At 69.4% G+C, this 13637-nt stretch carries 16 protein-coding genes; 6 read left to right on the forward strand and 10 right to left on the reverse strand.

Annotated features, from left to right (window positions below; genetic code table 11):
* Window positions 1–67 precede the first annotated feature (67 nt).
* The 4 genes from ACIBH4_RS27385 to ACIBH4_RS27400 form a co-directional block, all read right to left on the reverse strand.
* The gene (locus ACIBH4_RS27385; protein ID WP_362768186.1) at window positions 68–817 is read right to left on the reverse strand and encodes a dienelactone hydrolase family protein; all 750 of its coding nucleotides are present in this window, start codon (window positions 815–817) and stop codon (window positions 68–70) included.
* A 277-nt stretch (window positions 818–1094) separates the two neighbouring features.
* The gene (locus ACIBH4_RS27390) at window positions 1095–2279 is read right to left on the reverse strand and encodes a serine hydrolase domain-containing protein (RefSeq protein WP_362768184.1); all 1185 of its coding nucleotides are present in this window, start codon (window positions 2277–2279) and stop codon (window positions 1095–1097) included.
* A 45-nt stretch (window positions 2280–2324) separates the two neighbouring features.
* Window positions 2325–2702, reverse strand: coding sequence for a hypothetical protein (locus tag ACIBH4_RS27395; protein ID WP_362501659.1), 378 nt, complete (start codon window positions 2700–2702; stop codon window positions 2325–2327).
* A gap of 302 nt (window positions 2703–3004) precedes the next feature.
* Entirely contained in the window at window positions 3005–3925 is a 921-nt protein-coding gene (locus ACIBH4_RS27400) for a MerR family transcriptional regulator (RefSeq protein ID WP_362768181.1), read from the reverse strand.
* A gap of 171 nt (window positions 3926–4096) precedes the next feature.
* Between ACIBH4_RS27400 and ACIBH4_RS27405 the strand changes: the two genes are divergently transcribed.
* Window positions 4097–4798: a hypothetical protein gene (locus ACIBH4_RS27405; protein ID WP_362768178.1), complete on the forward strand. Its 702-nt coding sequence runs from the start codon at window positions 4097–4099 to the stop codon at window positions 4796–4798.
* On the opposite strand, the gene ACIBH4_RS27410 is transcribed toward ACIBH4_RS27405, so the two are convergent.
* A complete protein-coding gene (locus ACIBH4_RS27410) occupies window positions 4747–6030 on the reverse strand; it encodes a histidine kinase (RefSeq protein ID WP_362768175.1) in 1284 nt (427 codons plus the stop codon). The two genes, ACIBH4_RS27405 and ACIBH4_RS27410, sit on opposite strands and share 52 nt — an antisense overlap.
* Window positions 6024–6716, reverse strand: coding sequence for a response regulator transcription factor (locus tag ACIBH4_RS27415; protein ID WP_362501667.1), 693 nt, complete (start codon window positions 6714–6716; stop codon window positions 6024–6026). Before ACIBH4_RS27415 ends, ACIBH4_RS27410 begins: the two co-directional genes overlap by 7 nt.
* Window positions 6717–7057: 341 nt before the next feature.
* Between ACIBH4_RS27415 and ACIBH4_RS27420 the strand changes: the two genes are divergently transcribed.
* Window positions 7058–7978 (forward strand): phosphatase PAP2 family protein, encoded by a 921-nt coding sequence (locus ACIBH4_RS27420; protein ID WP_362501669.1) that lies wholly within the window; start codon window positions 7058–7060, stop codon window positions 7976–7978.
* On the opposite strand, the gene ACIBH4_RS27425 is transcribed toward ACIBH4_RS27420, so the two are convergent.
* The gene (locus ACIBH4_RS27425; protein ID WP_362768241.1) at window positions 7915–8724 is read right to left on the reverse strand and encodes a neutral zinc metallopeptidase; all 810 of its coding nucleotides are present in this window, start codon (window positions 8722–8724) and stop codon (window positions 7915–7917) included. The two genes, ACIBH4_RS27420 and ACIBH4_RS27425, sit on opposite strands and share 64 nt — an antisense overlap.
* Before the next feature lie 153 nt (window positions 8725–8877).
* A complete protein-coding gene (locus tag ACIBH4_RS27430) occupies window positions 8878–9879 on the reverse strand; it encodes an AraC family transcriptional regulator (protein ID WP_362768172.1) in 1002 nt (333 codons plus the stop codon).
* Between the two features lie 197 nt (window positions 9880–10076).
* Between ACIBH4_RS27430 and ACIBH4_RS27435 the strand changes: the two genes are divergently transcribed.
* Window positions 10077–10520: a DUF4345 domain-containing protein gene (locus ACIBH4_RS27435; RefSeq protein WP_362768169.1), complete on the forward strand. Its 444-nt coding sequence runs from the start codon at window positions 10077–10079 to the stop codon at window positions 10518–10520.
* 79 nt (window positions 10521–10599) lie between these two features.
* On the opposite strand, the gene ACIBH4_RS27440 is transcribed toward ACIBH4_RS27435, so the two are convergent.
* The gene (locus ACIBH4_RS27440; RefSeq protein ID WP_362501677.1) at window positions 10600–11118 is read right to left on the reverse strand and encodes an O-acetyl-ADP-ribose deacetylase; all 519 of its coding nucleotides are present in this window, start codon (window positions 11116–11118) and stop codon (window positions 10600–10602) included.
* 300 nt (window positions 11119–11418) lie between these two features.
* On the opposite strand from ACIBH4_RS27440, the gene ACIBH4_RS27445 reads away from it, so the two are divergent.
* Together ACIBH4_RS27445 and ACIBH4_RS27450 are read left to right on the forward strand one after the other, a co-directional pair.
* Entirely contained in the window at window positions 11419–11943 is a 525-nt protein-coding gene (locus ACIBH4_RS27445) for a hypothetical protein (protein ID WP_362501679.1), read from the forward strand.
* Between the two features lie 167 nt (window positions 11944–12110).
* The gene (locus tag ACIBH4_RS27450; RefSeq protein ID WP_362501681.1) at window positions 12111–12551 is read left to right on the forward strand and encodes a GNAT family N-acetyltransferase; all 441 of its coding nucleotides are present in this window, start codon (window positions 12111–12113) and stop codon (window positions 12549–12551) included.
* A gap of 70 nt (window positions 12552–12621) precedes the next feature.
* Here ACIBH4_RS27450 and ACIBH4_RS27455 read toward each other — a convergent pair whose 3' ends face one another.
* On the reverse strand, window positions 12622–13137 hold the full coding sequence (locus tag ACIBH4_RS27455; RefSeq protein WP_362501683.1) for a DUF4240 domain-containing protein: 516 nt from the start codon (window positions 13135–13137) through the stop codon (window positions 12622–12624).
* 163 nt (window positions 13138–13300) lie between these two features.
* On the opposite strand from ACIBH4_RS27455, the gene ACIBH4_RS27460 reads away from it, so the two are divergent.
* Window positions 13301–13615 carry a hypothetical protein gene (locus tag ACIBH4_RS27460; protein WP_362501685.1) on the forward strand — a complete coding sequence of 105 codons (315 nt, stop codon included), beginning with the start codon at window positions 13301–13303 and terminating at the stop codon, window positions 13613–13615.
* The last annotated feature ends 22 nt before the right edge of the window (window positions 13616–13637 follow it).

Below are 13637 nucleotides of genomic sequence, written 5' to 3' on the forward strand. Positions count from 1 at the left end.
CCCGGCCGCCGGCGTGCGGGCCATGGACTCCGGGCGTACGTCAGGTGTGGTCTCCGAGCCGGAGTTCTCAGCCGCCGGCCAGGGTGCGGCCCAGGAGGGGGAGCAGGCGGTCCCAGTGGCGCCGCAGTGCGGCGGGGTCGAAGGCATCGGTGTCGGACATGGTGAAGCCGTGGACGGCACCGGGGTAGACCTCGGTGGTGTAGGTGAGCCCCGCGGCATCCATGGCCTGGTTGAGCTCGCCGATGGCCTCGGGCGACATGTCGGTTTCCGCGAGGCCGAGGTGGACCTGGGCGGTGAGTTCGGGAACGAGGAGGTGCGGGCTGTCGGGCGCATCGGTGACCAGCGGGCTGGGGTGGAATCCGGCGAAGGCGGCCACCTGGCCGGGGTGGGCCGCCGCGGTGCGCATCGCCAGGACGGCGCCCATGCAGTAGCCGACCACGGCGACCGGCCCGGCGCCGACCTCGGGCCGGGTGGTGAGGAAATCGAGGTAGGCGTCGGCGTCGCCCAGGACGCGTTCGGTGGTGTGCGCCTGGGCGAGGGGCAGCAGCTGGGCGAAGAGCGCGGGCCGGACCTCCTTGGTGATGTGCTCCGGAAGTTCGACCACCGGTGCCGGCCCGTGCCGGTAGTAGAGGTTGGGGACGAGCACGTAGTACCCGTGCTCGGCCAGTTCGCGGGCCATCTCTCTCAGCACGGGCCGCACACCGAAGATGTCCGTGTACATCAGCACGCCCGGATGCCGTTCGCCGCCGTCGGGGAAGGCCGCCACGGCGTCGGCGTGGCCGTCCGGGGTGGGAATCTGCAGTGTCCTGGTGGGCATGGCGGATCTTCCTTCCTTCGGCTGATGCCGGTGCACGACCTGGTGTCAGGTCTGTCGGGAGGTGAGGTTGACCGGAGATCAATCTAGCGATGATCCGCGATCACCGAGCGAACCGGTATCAAACCCCGAAACCGTACGAAGGGAGCTGTTGTTCATCGGCGCCGGGGGCTTCGGGGCGAGGTCTCCGAACGGCATGACGAGCCGCTTCGTGATCAGGAAACCGATTCGGCGCCTGCGGATCACCGCCGGAGGGCCGTCGCGGGACGGTTAGCGGGGCCTACCGGGCCCGGAGTTCGAGTGCGTCGTGGACCGCGCCGAGGAGGGTGGCGGCTCTGTGGTCCGGTACGCCTTCCTGGAGACGGTTCATCACGTAACCGAAGGCGAGGTCGTTCGCCGGGTCGGCGAAGCCGAGCGATCCCCCGTAGCCGGGAAACCCGAAGGCGGTCGGGCTGTACCAGAAGGCGTCCGGCGTCGGCAGGCCGAAACCGGTGCCGATCCGGACGGGCACTCGCAGGACCCGGTCGATGCCGGCGACCTGTTCCGCGGTCGCCGCGGCCAGGGTGTCGGGCGTGAGGACGCGATGTCCGTCGACCTCGCCGATGAGCGCGGCGTAGAAACGGGCGAGCGAGCGGGCCGTGCAGATGCCGTTGGTCGAGGGCATCTCGGCGGCCTGCTCGGCGGGGTCGTCGTGGTCCGGCAGCGGCGTGATGACGGACATCGCCCGCCTGGTCAGCGACGTGGGGTCCGCGTACGCCGCCATCACCTCGCGTGCGGGCACGGGAAGGGCGTCCAGGTCGATCCGGGTGAACGCGTCCAGATCGATCGGGTCGGCGACGATCCGGCTGACCCGGTGCGACTCGGTTTCCGGCAGCCCGATCCACAGGTCCAGGCCGAGCGGTTCGGCGATCTCCTCGGCGAGGAACGTGCCGAGGCTGCGGCCGGTCACCCGGCGGACGACCTCTCCGACCAGCCAGCCGTAGGTGTGCGCGTGGTAGCCGTGCGCGGTGCCCGGCTCCCAGGAGGGACGCTGGGCGGCCAGGGCGGTCACCATCGGATCCCAGGCGATCGCCTCGGCCGGGGTGATCGGGTGGTCGATCACGGGCAGTCCCGCCTGGTGGGTGAGCAGCCAGCGGACCGGGACGCGCTCCTTGCCGTTCGCCGCGAACTCCGGCCAGTACGCGGCGACGGGTGCGTCGAGGTCCAGTTCGCCCCGCTGGGCGAGCAGGTGCGCGCAGGCGGCGGTGACGCCCTTGGTGGTGGAGAACACGACCTGCACGGTGTCGCGCTCCCAGGGGCGGCCGGTCTCGGGATCGGCGATCCCGCCCCACAGGTCCACGACCTTCCTGCCGTGCAGGTAGACGCCGACCGCGGCGCCCACCTCCTGTCCACCGGCCAGGTTGGCCGCGAACGCCTCGCGCACCCCTTCGAATCCCGGTGCGGTGCTCCCACCGATTTCGGGCATGCGTCATCGCCTCTCGTCTCGTTTGTGGTGTGTCGCCGAAAAGTGCTACCGGCGCCATTTCTCGATGAGCCAGGCACAGATCTCCGGCTCGGTCATCTCGGGAAACTCTTCGGTGAACGTGACGAGCGCGCGCATCGCCTCGTCCCGATGCAGGCCGCGTGCCGTCGCCGCCCTCAGATACTCCTGGCGTGCCGCTGAGGGGCGGCCTCCGCCCGCGCCGCGGCCCGGCAGGCCGTCACGCCACCGCGTGATCTCCTCCAGCCGGTCGGCCCGCCAGCCGGGAGCCCCGTCGACCTCGACGTCGGGCTCCGGAAAGGGGTGGCTCGAACCGCTCGGATAGCGGGAGCGCCATTTGTGCACCGCGTGTCGGCTCACCCCCAGCGCCTCGCCGATGCCGAGAACGCCGAGGAAGTGCTCGGTCATGGCGCACCAACTTGTCTGTTCGGCCTCCTTTACGGGTCTCATTACTACCACTCGCCGCCTCGCCCGAGGCGAAGCCCCACGTCCACGGGATGCGTAAAACGTCGTCTTTGGTAGAGACGATGTTAAGGGAGAGCGGTAAACGTCGTCAACGATGAAGACGAGGTTCTTCCTCTCGTGGCGGTCCGCCGCGAAGCCGTATTGACGACCACGAAGGCGAACCGGCCCGGGATCGGAACCCGGGGACTCTCACCTCCGGACGGTGCCGGCCGCCCTCGGAGCCCGTCTCCGAGGGCGGGCGCGAATCAGGACGCGCGCAGCGCGGCGATGAACCATTCGAAGTCGGGGACCCTGGACGGAAACGGCGGCCTGCCGTTCAGCACACCCACGAGCTGCCAGTACCGCTCCACCCGGCGGTCGGTGAACGTCTCCACCTGGTCGGCCAACCGGGCGCGGTCCGCGGCGGACAGCCCCGGATCCACGATCAGATCCAGGATCGCCCTGCCCTCGGCAGATTCAGGACCGATGCCGGCGGCCACCGCTCTCCCCGCGTGCTCAAGGACGAGGGCGGGGTCGTACGGCTGCGGTCCTTCGTCGCCGGAGGTGGCGCCGGGTGCGGCACCGGCCACCGCCATCTGCCGTGCGCGCTCCTGGAAGCCGGCGTCGCCCAGGAGTTCGGCGAGCTCCAGCCACGCCTCGGCCTGCTCCGGGGTGGGATCGTCCGGCAGCTCCGCGGGAAGCCGGCGCATCGAGGCCGCGATGTGGGCCCCCGGCGCCTGCGGGTCGATGCCGTCGAACGTACGGTCGACGAAGTCATCGATCATTCGCTGCCGCTCCTGAGCGGACAGGCGGATCAACCTGTGCATGCGTATCATCTCCTCGGTCGTGCTCTCCTGTTCGGCGATCGACCGCAGCACCGCCCGGCGCAACCGCAGGGAGCGGATCTGGGTGTCCACCGCCCGCATGTGCGCCCGCGCGACATCGGCCACCGTGCACTGCCTGGTCAGCACCTTCTGAACGGTGTCGAGGTCCAGCCCCAACTCGCGCAGTGTTCGCACCAGGTCAAGCCGGGCCACCGCCTCCATGTCGTACAGACGAAAACCACCCGCCGACCGGCGCGTCGGCGGGATGACGTCGATGTCGGACCAGAAGCGGATCGTGCGCACCGACAGGCCCGTACGATCGGCGAGCTGTCCGATGGTGAGCAGTTGGTCGCGGTCGTTCACCACAGCAGCATCAACCCTCCAGTAACTGGAGAGTCAAATCGATTACGGCGGTCCGCCGGACGGCGGAGCGGCGATAGACCATGAGGAGGACGACGCGCGCCGCGTCGTTGCCTAGCGTTCCCGTCCTCGCCCGCCGGTCCAGGTGCGGGCCGGAACGCAAGGGAAGATCTCATGCCATCGCTCTCCAATCCACTCGGCTTCCGCAGATGGGCCGCAGGGGTGTGTCTCATCGTCGCGCCGCTCCTCTACATCGTGGGCGTCATCGTCGACCCGGCCCTGCGGCAGGGGGGTGACACCACCGGCGTCTACGGCAGATATCCGGAGCAGGTCTCGGTCAGTGCCTCGCTGCTGCACTGGAGCTGGGTGCTGCTGATCCCGGGAATTATCGGGATGATCCACCTCATCCGGCACAGGGGAGTCGTCTTCGGCCATCTCGCCGGTGGTCTCGCGCTGCTCGGCGTGGTGAACTTCTCCGGGCTGATGCTCGGGGACTTCTTCTACTCCCGGCTCGAACGCGCCCTGCCGCCCGCCGAGGGCGCGAAGCTCGCCGAACAGGCGTTCGCCGACCCTGGCGCCACCTTCGGGTTCCAGATCCCGGGCTTCCTCGGGCTGCTCGGGTTGTTCCTGCTCGGCCTGGTCCTGGCTCACGCCGGCCACGGGCCGTGGTGGGCCCCTTTCGCGATCATCGCGGGTATCTTCGGCGCCCCGGTCTTCCCGATCGGCACGGTCGTGGGGGGCCTGCTCTACCTGGCCGGTTCCGGCGCGATCGGGCTGCGGATGCTGCGGATGAGCGACGCGGAGTGGGCCGGGCAGGAAACGGCTCAGCCGGTCGCCACCGAGGTGTCCAGTGGGAACCGGGCGGCCACCCGGTAACCGCCGCCGGGCAGGGGACCCGCGGACAGCTCGCCGTCGTGCATCGCGGTCCGCTCACGCATACCGATCAGCCCGTGCCCACCCGAGCGCCGCCCTTCTGAACGCGGCTCTTCTGAGTGCCGCTCTTCCAAATGCCGTCCGTCCGAGCGTTGTCCGTCCGAGTGCCGTCCGTCCGAGCCGGGTACGTCGGCCGGGGAAGTGCCGTCGCCCGTGCCGTCGTCGGTGATCTCCACATCCAGCCCGGTCGGCCCGTGGGTGACGACGACCTCGGCGGCGGCGCCGGGAGAGTGCTTCAGCACGTTCGTCAGAGCCTCCTGGATCACCCGGTAGGCGGAGAGCGCGAGTCCCGGCGGCAGGGGGCGCGGCTCACCGGTGACCCGGAGGCGGACGTCCAATCCGGCCTCCCTGACCTGCGTGACCAGCTCGTCGAGCCGCTCCAGGCTCGGCTGGGAGATGCCGGGGTCCGGATCGCCGGTCCCGCGGAGCACTCCCAGCATGAGCCGGAGCTCCTCGACCGCCTCGCGACCCGCCTTCTCGACCCCGAGCAGCATGTCGCGCTCCCGCCGGTGCTCCTCGCCGAGCCGCATCCGCACCCCGCCCGTGTGCAGGGTCATCACGCTCACGTTGTGCGAGACGATGTCGTGGAGCTCCCTCGCGATCCGGGCCCGTTCCTCCGCCACCGCCTGCCGGGCCCGCTCCTCGCGTTCCACCTCAAGGCGGATGGTGCGTTCCGCCAGCCGCAACGTCCGGTCGATCTGGCGACGCAGCAGGATACCGCTCCCGTACGCCACCCCGATGAAGACGGCGCTGATCATGAACTCGGCGATGTCGTTGCGCTGGAACGTCTGCAGGCCGGCGTACGCCACCAGTACGCACGCCAGCCCCGCGAGCCCGCGGCGGCTCCGCAGCTCCGCGGCGCTCGCCACGGTGTGCACGAGGATGAGCGTCGAGTAGAAGTGCCAGGCGGCGTAGTAGCCGTCACCCGCCACCGCCCGTACGGCCAGACCGATCGCGACGAGCGCGATGAGCAGGGCCGTGGGGAACCTGCGCCGGAGCAGCAGCAGTGTCCCGGCGACGACCGCCCCCACCGCCAGCGGCACCGGATCGCTGATCTGGCCGGGCTGGGAGCCCTGACGGCCGAAGGACTCGACGAGACCGGTGATCACCACGGCGAGGGAGAGAAGGAGATCCAGCCAGGTCGGCCGCCAGTCGCCGAGCAGTCTCCTCAGCACGAGCGGTCCTGCTGTCCTGGCCGCACGATCCCGGCCTCGTAGGCGAACACGACCGCCTGGATCCGGTCGCGCAGGCCGAGTTTGTGCAGTACCCGGGCGACGTGGGTTCTGATGGTCGCGTCGCCGACCTGGCACTCCCGTGCGATCTCAGGGTTGGACAGTCCTCGGGAGAGCAGGCGCAGTACCTCCAGTTCGCGCGGGGTGAGCGTGGCCAGCTCCGGCGGCGCGACCGGTTCGTGGTGCGTGGCGAACGAGGCGATGACCCGCATGGCGGCCGCCGGGTCGATGAGCGCCTCGCCGGCCGCCGCCACCCGCACCGCCTCGATGAGCTGCTCGGGGGGCGAGGACTTGAGCAGGAAGCCGTTCACTCCGGCGCGGAGCGAGGCGTACAGGTTCTCGTCGGTGTCGAAGGTGGTCAGCATGACGATCCTGGGCGGATGCGGGTCCGCGAGCAGTCGCCGGGCGGCGCTCAGGCCGTCCATTCGGGGCATCGCGATGTCCATCAGCAGCACGTCCGGTCGTAGCCGCCGGGTCACGGAGAGGGCTTCCACTCCGTCGCCCGCCTCCCCGACGACCTCGATGTCCGTCGCGGCCTCCACGACGAACCGCAGCCCGGTGCGGATCATGGCCTGGTCGTCCGCGATGACCAGCCTGATCCTCGCGAGACGGGTTGTCGTGCCAGGCATGCACAGCATGCTACCCATGACGCCCACCCCCCATTTTCGTGCGGGGTACGGGCCGGCCGCGTCCGTCGTACGGCGGAGCGGGGATCCGTCACCCGGCGGACGGCCGCGGCTACGGCGTCTCGGTCGGGTTCGACCCGCCGGTGGAGGCGAGGCCGTGGCGGGACGGCGTGAGGCCGTGGCGAGGCCGGGACGGGTCGGTGGCGTACGGCGGCCGATCGCGGAACGCGCAGAGAGCGGGGGCTTTCCTGACATCTGGCCGCGAGTGACCACCGGCCTTCATCTCAACTTTAAATGTTGTTCATTTAGGCGTTATGCCGCGTTCCTTCTTATGATCATCCGCTATGAAGACTGACGGTGGGAACAATCTCCGCAACCGGCTGCTCGGCTCGACCGCGTCGCTGGCCCTGGGAGCCGGGGCCGTCGCCTGGCTTTCGCCGGAGGGAACGGACGGGAGCGGTCCGGCGAAGGTCGTCGAAGGCGTCTCGGCCTCCGGCTACCGATCGGTGACCGAGACGATGGCGAACGCGCCCACCTGGGCGAGCACGGCGATGGAGATCGCCAGCGAGGGCACCCTCGTCATCCTCGGCCTGCTCCTCGTCGGAGTGTGGTGGACCGCCCTGCGCCGGGGGGACGCACGCGGCGTCGCGGGAACCGTCATGATCGGCGTGGGAACCGTCACCGCCTACGCGATCAGCGAGACGGTGAAGCTGATGGTGGTCGAGGAACGCCCCTGCCGGGTGGTACCGGGAGCCGCGGCGGCGATCGCGGAGTGCCCCGAAGTGGGGGACTGGTCGTTTCCGAGCAATCACGCCACCCTCGCCGCCGGACTCGCGGTCGGACTGGCCCTGCTCCGTCCCCGCCTCGCCGCGGTGACCCTGCCGCTGGCCGCGGCGGCGGCGCTGCTCCGGGTGATGGTGGGGGTCCACTACCCGCACGACGTGCTCGCCGGTGTGATCCTCGCCGCAGGCGTGGTGACGGCGGTGCTGCTCGCGTTCACGCCGCAGGTGGTGCGACTGGTGTCGCCGCTGCTGGAGCGCCTGGGCCGGAACGGCTCCGGCCCCGAGGGCGGATACGCCGACCGGCCGGTCGCCCCCGTCGGCAGACACCGCGCCGGCCCGAACCCCGGAGGTTCCGGCCGGTACGGGCAACCGGCTGGAGCCGAAGCCCTCACCGCGCCGCGTCGGCCGAGGCTCGCGGGTCAGGACACCCGGGACGGCACAGCGGTCCAGGTGTCGCAGGCGGCGGGGGAGACCGCCCGGTAGCCGCGTTCGAACCAGCGGACCCGGTTGGCGCCGCTGCCGTGGGTGCGGTACTCGCCCTCGTCGCCGTTGGCGCGGAGTGTCTCCGACAGTGCCTTCCAGTCCTGCTCGGTACGGGGCAGGGAGTCTCGTACGCTGCCCAGGAACACCCCCGACAGGCAGTCGGCCTGGAGCTCGTAGCGGCGGCGGAGCTCGAAATGACGGGTGCGCTCGGCGCGGACGCGCCTTTCGAAATGCTTCCTGATGCCGGTGAGGCTCTGCAGGTGGTGGCCGTACTCGTGGGCCGCGACCTTGAAGGGGTACAGGTCGGTCCTGTCCTCGATCCAGAGGCCGGTGAGCGGGAACACGAGCGTGGCCCGCTCCGTGCAGTAGAAGGCGTCCGCGCCCGTGGGCCAGGGGATTCCGCAGACGCGCCGCCCGGGCTCGGAGTAGATGCGGACCGTGGGCGTGCGGAACCGCAGCCCGGCCCGGGCGAAGTGCGCGGACCACGAGGTTCTCAGACATCTCGTGACCGCGGTGAGATACTCGCCCGGCCGCGGGATGCCCCTGTCGATGAGCGGCGGCTCCGGGCACGAGATGGCCGCCAACCTGCCGGACTTCAGCAACGAGGGCTTGGGTGCGGCGGCCTGCCTCGGAGACGAGGAGCCGGGCGCGGCGGCATGCTTCAGGGAGGAGGCGGCGTTCGTCACCGGTATGGGCTCAGGGGAGGCGGCCTGCGCGGCTCCGGCGGGCAGGACGGCAAGACACACGGCGGACAACAGGGGCAAGCGTCGAAGAGGTCGCGGAGAACCGGTACGGAGCGGGAGGAAGCGCACGATCGGACAGCTTAGAACTCTTGACTCAGAACTCCCGACCCAGAGCTTCCGACTTGGAACTCCCGACGTCTTCGCCACCCACGCGGCTCAACGCGCCGAGGCGCCGTCCCACCTTCGCGCCGTCAGGATCACCTCGTCCGCCGACTGGCGGACGTTGCCCGGTGGCACACCGAAGGCCCGTTTGAACGCCCGGCAGAACGCCGCCTCGGACTGGTAGCCGAAGCGGCGGGCGACCACCGAGAGCGGCTCCGATGTGCGCCGAAGGTGCATGCGGGCCAGTTGCATGCGCCAGTGTGCGAGATAGCGCATGGCGGACTCGCCGACCAGGTCGGTGAACCGCGCAGAGAAGGCCGAACGCGACATGCCGACCTCCCGTGCGAGCGAGGCGACGCTCCACTGCCGTTCGGGCGCGCGGTGGAGCAACGCGAGCGCCTGTCCCACCTGCTCGTCGCGCAGGGCGGCCAGCCAGCCCCGGTTCGCCTCGGGCGCCGAGTCGAGCCAGGAGCGGATCGCCTGGACGACGAGGATGTCGGCGAGCCGGGTGATGACGGTCTCCCCGCCCGGCCGCAGGGTGAGAGCCTCGCGGGAGATGAGCTGGAGCGTGCTGTTGAGCCAGTTGGCGGCGTCCTCGTCCCAGGCGTCGATGTGCAGCACCTCGGGAAGCTGCGCGACGAGACGCTGGGCCGCCACGTGGTCGAAGCGTACGACGCCGTAGGTGGCGTGTGTGAGGTCCCCGCCGCCGCCGTGGCGCATGATCTCGTAGCACTCGCTGACCTGCTCGACCGGTATGTCGAAGAGCGGTTCGACGTCGGCTCCGGGATCGCTCCGCAACCGGTGCGGGGTGCCGTGCGGGATCAGGGTGAGGCTGCCCTGCCGGAGCAGGCGCGGCTCGGCTCCGTCGACCTCCAGCAGGCAGTGGCCCGCGGTGACGACCAGCAACGCCATCGACCCGTCGAGCGCCGGCACGTCGACCCCCCACGGCGCGGTGAGCTCGGCGCGGCAGTACAGGGTGCCGGTGAGCCGGAGCAGGTGCAGGCTCTCGCCCAGCAGGTCGGCGGGGGCGGGGAACGGGCGGGGGACGCTCGGCACAGACCTCATCATGCCTGATTGACCGTCCACGAATCTGGACGAACGGCAAAATAAGGCGGACCTTTTTCTATTGTTGGTCCAGGTGTGTCGCACAAGACTGGACTCACCAGCAACCAAGGGAGCATCCGGACCATGCGCCGTACCCTCGTCACCTTTACCGACTTCTGCCGTACGGCCGCCGACTCCGGGGCGTGGAGATGACGAGCCCGCCGTACCAGCCGGAGGGCGCGACGAGGATGCGGCACGCGAGGCCGCTGAGACTCGTCCTGCTCGTGTCCGGCGCGGTGATGATCGGAATAGGCGCGGCCGTCCTGTTCGCGCCCGCGGCCTTCCACGGCACCAACGGCATCGAACTCGGGAGCGACGCCGGCCTGCTCAGCGAGATCAGGGCTGCGGGCGGCGCGCTGCTCGCGGCCGGCGCACTGATCGCGCTCGGCGCGTTCGTCGCACGACTGGCCTTCACCGCCACACTCGCCGGTGCCGGGATCTACCTCTCCTACGGCCTGTCCCGCCTGCTGAGCATCACCCTGGACGGGATACCGGCGAGCGGGCTGGTGCTCGCGACCGCGTTGGAACTGGCCATCGGGCTGGCCTGCGTCTTCGTTCTCGTACGGTATCGCCACCGGGACACCTCGGCCTGAGCCGGTGGGCGCGAGGCGGTCGAGGTGTACGGCATGCGGGTCGATCGGTCGAGCCGGACCGTTCGACGCTCATGCCCCCTCAGGAGCCCTCGCTCTCAAGTGTCCTTTCGAAGACGCCGTAGGCGTCGGAGGTGAACAGTACGAGCCGCAGGTCGGTGACCCCGGTCGGTGCGGCACGTACGGTGCCGATCGCGATGCGGGCGGCGTCGTCGATGGGCCAGCGGTAGACGCCGGTGGATATCGCGGGGAAGGCGACACTGGTGGCACCCAGCTCGTCGGCGACCCGCAGGGATTCGCGGTAGCAGGAGGCGAGCAGGTGCGAGCGGTTCTCGGTGGCGGAGAAGACGGGACCGACGGTGTGGATGACCCAGCGGGCCGGGAGCTCACCCGCGACGGTGGCCACGGCCTGGCCGGTCGGCAGTCCCTCGCCGTAGTGCGAGGCGCGCAACTCGCGGCAGGCGGCGAGGATCGCGGGGCCGCCACGCCGGTGAATGGCCCCGTCGACCCCGCCACCTCCCAGCAGTGAGGAGTTGGCGGCGTTGACGACGGCGTCGACCCGCTGCGCGGTGATGTCCCCCTGGACCAGCGTGATTCTCATAGGAACGAGTCTGCCGGCGGAGTCTCGACGCGGTTCGCCGCTCGCCGGTGGCGGGGTTTCGGAACCGCGCCGTCCCGTCGCCGCCGGCCGACAGAGCGTGAGCATTGAGGCTGCTCCCTTAAGCAGGTGATACGCATGCCCTATTTTCGACGGAAGTGTCGCATTTTTTGATGAAATGAGCAATATATGTGACAAAGAATGCCATTTGTGCATTTAAGTAACAATGCGCATTTCTTGAAGACGTGTTTCTGGTAATGATGAGTTGTAATGTTCTCCGACATCGACTCGTCAGGAGCGCCGATGAGAAGACTGCTGACCGCCATCGCCGTCGCGGTGGCCACCGTCATGTGCCTCTCTCCCTCCTCGGCAGGAGCATCGACACAGATGCTCGGCCCCAGCTCGAACGTCTGCGCAAACGCCCCCATCCCCACAGGCTCGATGCCGACGGCCTACTTCGACTGGTACCAGTGTGGTCAGCCCGGCACCATCTACTACAACGCGAAAACCGTCAAGGTCATCAGCGACACCCCCGCCGGCGGCACGGTGACCACCTGCATCACGCCTCCGCCCCCGGCCGGGTTCTACGCCACGGAGCTGTCCTACTCCAACAGCTGTGAAATCAGCAAAACCCCCAACGGCGTACTCAACAACCAGCAGAACCTGACCAACCTCAACGGGCTGCCCTCCGGCCGCACACTCATCATCTGCGGCGTCCAGTCGGCGCCGCCCGGCTGGACGGTCACCGCCGTCGTGCAGTCCTACCTGTGCGTGTACGTCCGAGGCGGCGGGGTCGGCGACAACGCCGTATCGATCCGCAAGCTCTGAGCCCGACGGTCACCGAGCCTGACACCCCGGCCGGGGTGTCAGGCTTTCTCGACAAACGACGCCCAGAGGGCCGCACGCCCCGTGCTACGTGGCAGGGCCTCCTGATCACGATGCGGCCACACTCAACGGAGTTGACGGCCGAGGCGTCGCTGGGATCTCCTGCTGCGGTGTCCGATCTTCGCATTCAGCAGCCGGACGGCGACGCCGCCTTCAAGAGCTGGCAGTACGTCCATAACGTGATCATTCCTACCCACCCTCTCTCCCTGGAGGAGGTGCGGGAACGCGCCCGGCGCCACCATCTGGAGATCGCGTACCTCGATGACGAGCTCGTGGGCTGCAGTACGGTGCGCCCGCCGACGGGCGAGACCCTGACGGCCACGGTCATCGCCCGCGTACTCGCCGCTCACCGCAGGCGGGGGTTCGGCGAGGAACTGTACGCGCGTGGACTCGATCGGGCCCGTGAGCTGGGGGCCGAGGTGATCGAGACCGTCGTCCTGTCCTCCAACGAGGACGGACTGCGGTTCGCGCTGGAACACGGCTTCGTGGAGATCGAGCGATACCTGCTGCCCGGAGACACCATCCCCTGGATCGACCTGCGGCTCTCCTGATCGGACCCGGCCGAAGTGCGATCGAAAGGGCTCCTGGCAAGGAGTGGTCTGCGGAGTGAGCCGAACCCGGTCAGCGAGGCCAGCCGGCCGGGTTCGAACACGACTCGCGGGAGATTCCCGATCCGGTGTCAGGGAAGGTCCCATGGCGCTCGTTGTGCAGATGGGCGAAGAAGTAACACATCCTCTCGCAGTCGGCATCAAGCACCGCCTTCTTCGGATCCTCGGCCACCGCGGCGTAGAAGTCGCGGCCCATCGCGACGATGAAGCCACGCGCGTAGAGGAAACCGTCATCGGAACCGTCGGTGACCGCCTGGATGTCCGCGCGGTCGATGTCGTAGAGCTTCGCCTCGACCACCCGATCGAGATCTGTCAGCTCGTCCGCCGACAACCCCTCGCTGAGAGAGCCGAGGTTGCTCAGGAACTCCTTCAGGGCGGCTTCGACCACGACAAGCGGCGGCTTGCCGTGAAGATCCTCATCGGGGGCAGGCGTCCGATGTGTCAGCTCCCATCGCGCCTGATTGACCTCCACCCCCAGCGGCGCCCAGGCCGCCTCCACCAGGCCCCAGAGACCTTCCTCGGTCTTCACGCTTGTCGCCCCTCTCGTATCGGTGCCGCTCACCCAACCAGAGAGCACTGACAATCAGTCGCCGTCCGGGCGATGACCAGCGTGAAGGCCGTCTTGGCAACGCCATCGGCGTCATCGCCCAAAAGGGAGGACACCTCCGCTGAGCTGTGCCTACTGTTAGCGCATGGTGCCCTTGCCGTTCTGTACGGCCATCGTGGAGTTGACCCAGGTCCAGGGGGAGTTTCTCTCCAGCCTTCCGTGCCCAGGACTCATCGTGGAGCCCTACATGCGGTGCTCTCTGGAGGCGGGACATCGCGGCCGGCACGTCACCCTGGCGCAGGGCTCGTCGGTCACGGACTGGTGGGCGACCTGGAGCACCGAGGACATCCACGGGGAGCTCAAGGTGCTTCCGAACTGTCTGGCCACCGAGCCGATCAGCGAGGACGCGTGCTCGCTGCCGGACGGGCATGTGGGCAGACACAGCTTCGAGTTCCTCTGACCGGCTCTTCTTGTCCTCCATG

The sequence above is a fragment of the Streptosporangium sp. NPDC050284 genome (assembly GCF_044459525.1).
Taxonomy (GTDB): domain Bacteria; phylum Actinomycetota; class Actinomycetes; order Streptosporangiales; family Streptosporangiaceae; genus Streptosporangium.

Coding starts and splice junctions, on each gene's coding strand:
- ACIBH4_RS27385 (WP_362768186.1), bottom strand. CDS start 817: ATGCCCACCAGGACACTGCAGATTCCCACCCCGGACGGCCACGCCGAC.
- ACIBH4_RS27390 (WP_362768184.1), bottom strand. CDS start 2,279: ATGCCCGAAATCGGTGGGAGCACCGCACCGGGATTCGAAGGGGTGCGC.
- ACIBH4_RS27395 (WP_362501659.1), bottom strand. CDS start 2,702: ATGACCGAGCACTTCCTCGGCGTTCTCGGCATCGGCGAGGCGCTGGGG.
- ACIBH4_RS27405 (WP_362768178.1), top strand. CDS start 4,097: ATGCCATCGCTCTCCAATCCACTCGGCTTCCGCAGATGGGCCGCAGGG.
- ACIBH4_RS27415 (WP_362501667.1), bottom strand. CDS start 6,716: ATGCCTGGCACGACAACCCGTCTCGCGAGGATCAGGCTGGTCATCGCG.
- ACIBH4_RS27420 (WP_362501669.1), top strand. CDS start 7,058: ATGAAGACTGACGGTGGGAACAATCTCCGCAACCGGCTGCTCGGCTCG.
- ACIBH4_RS27435 (WP_362768169.1), top strand. CDS start 10,077: ATGACGAGCCCGCCGTACCAGCCGGAGGGCGCGACGAGGATGCGGCAC.
- ACIBH4_RS27440 (WP_362501677.1), bottom strand. CDS start 11,118: ATGAGAATCACGCTGGTCCAGGGGGACATCACCGCGCAGCGGGTCGAC.
- ACIBH4_RS27445 (WP_362501679.1), top strand. CDS start 11,419: ATGAGAAGACTGCTGACCGCCATCGCCGTCGCGGTGGCCACCGTCATG.
- ACIBH4_RS27460 (WP_362501685.1), top strand. CDS start 13,301: ATGGTGCCCTTGCCGTTCTGTACGGCCATCGTGGAGTTGACCCAGGTC.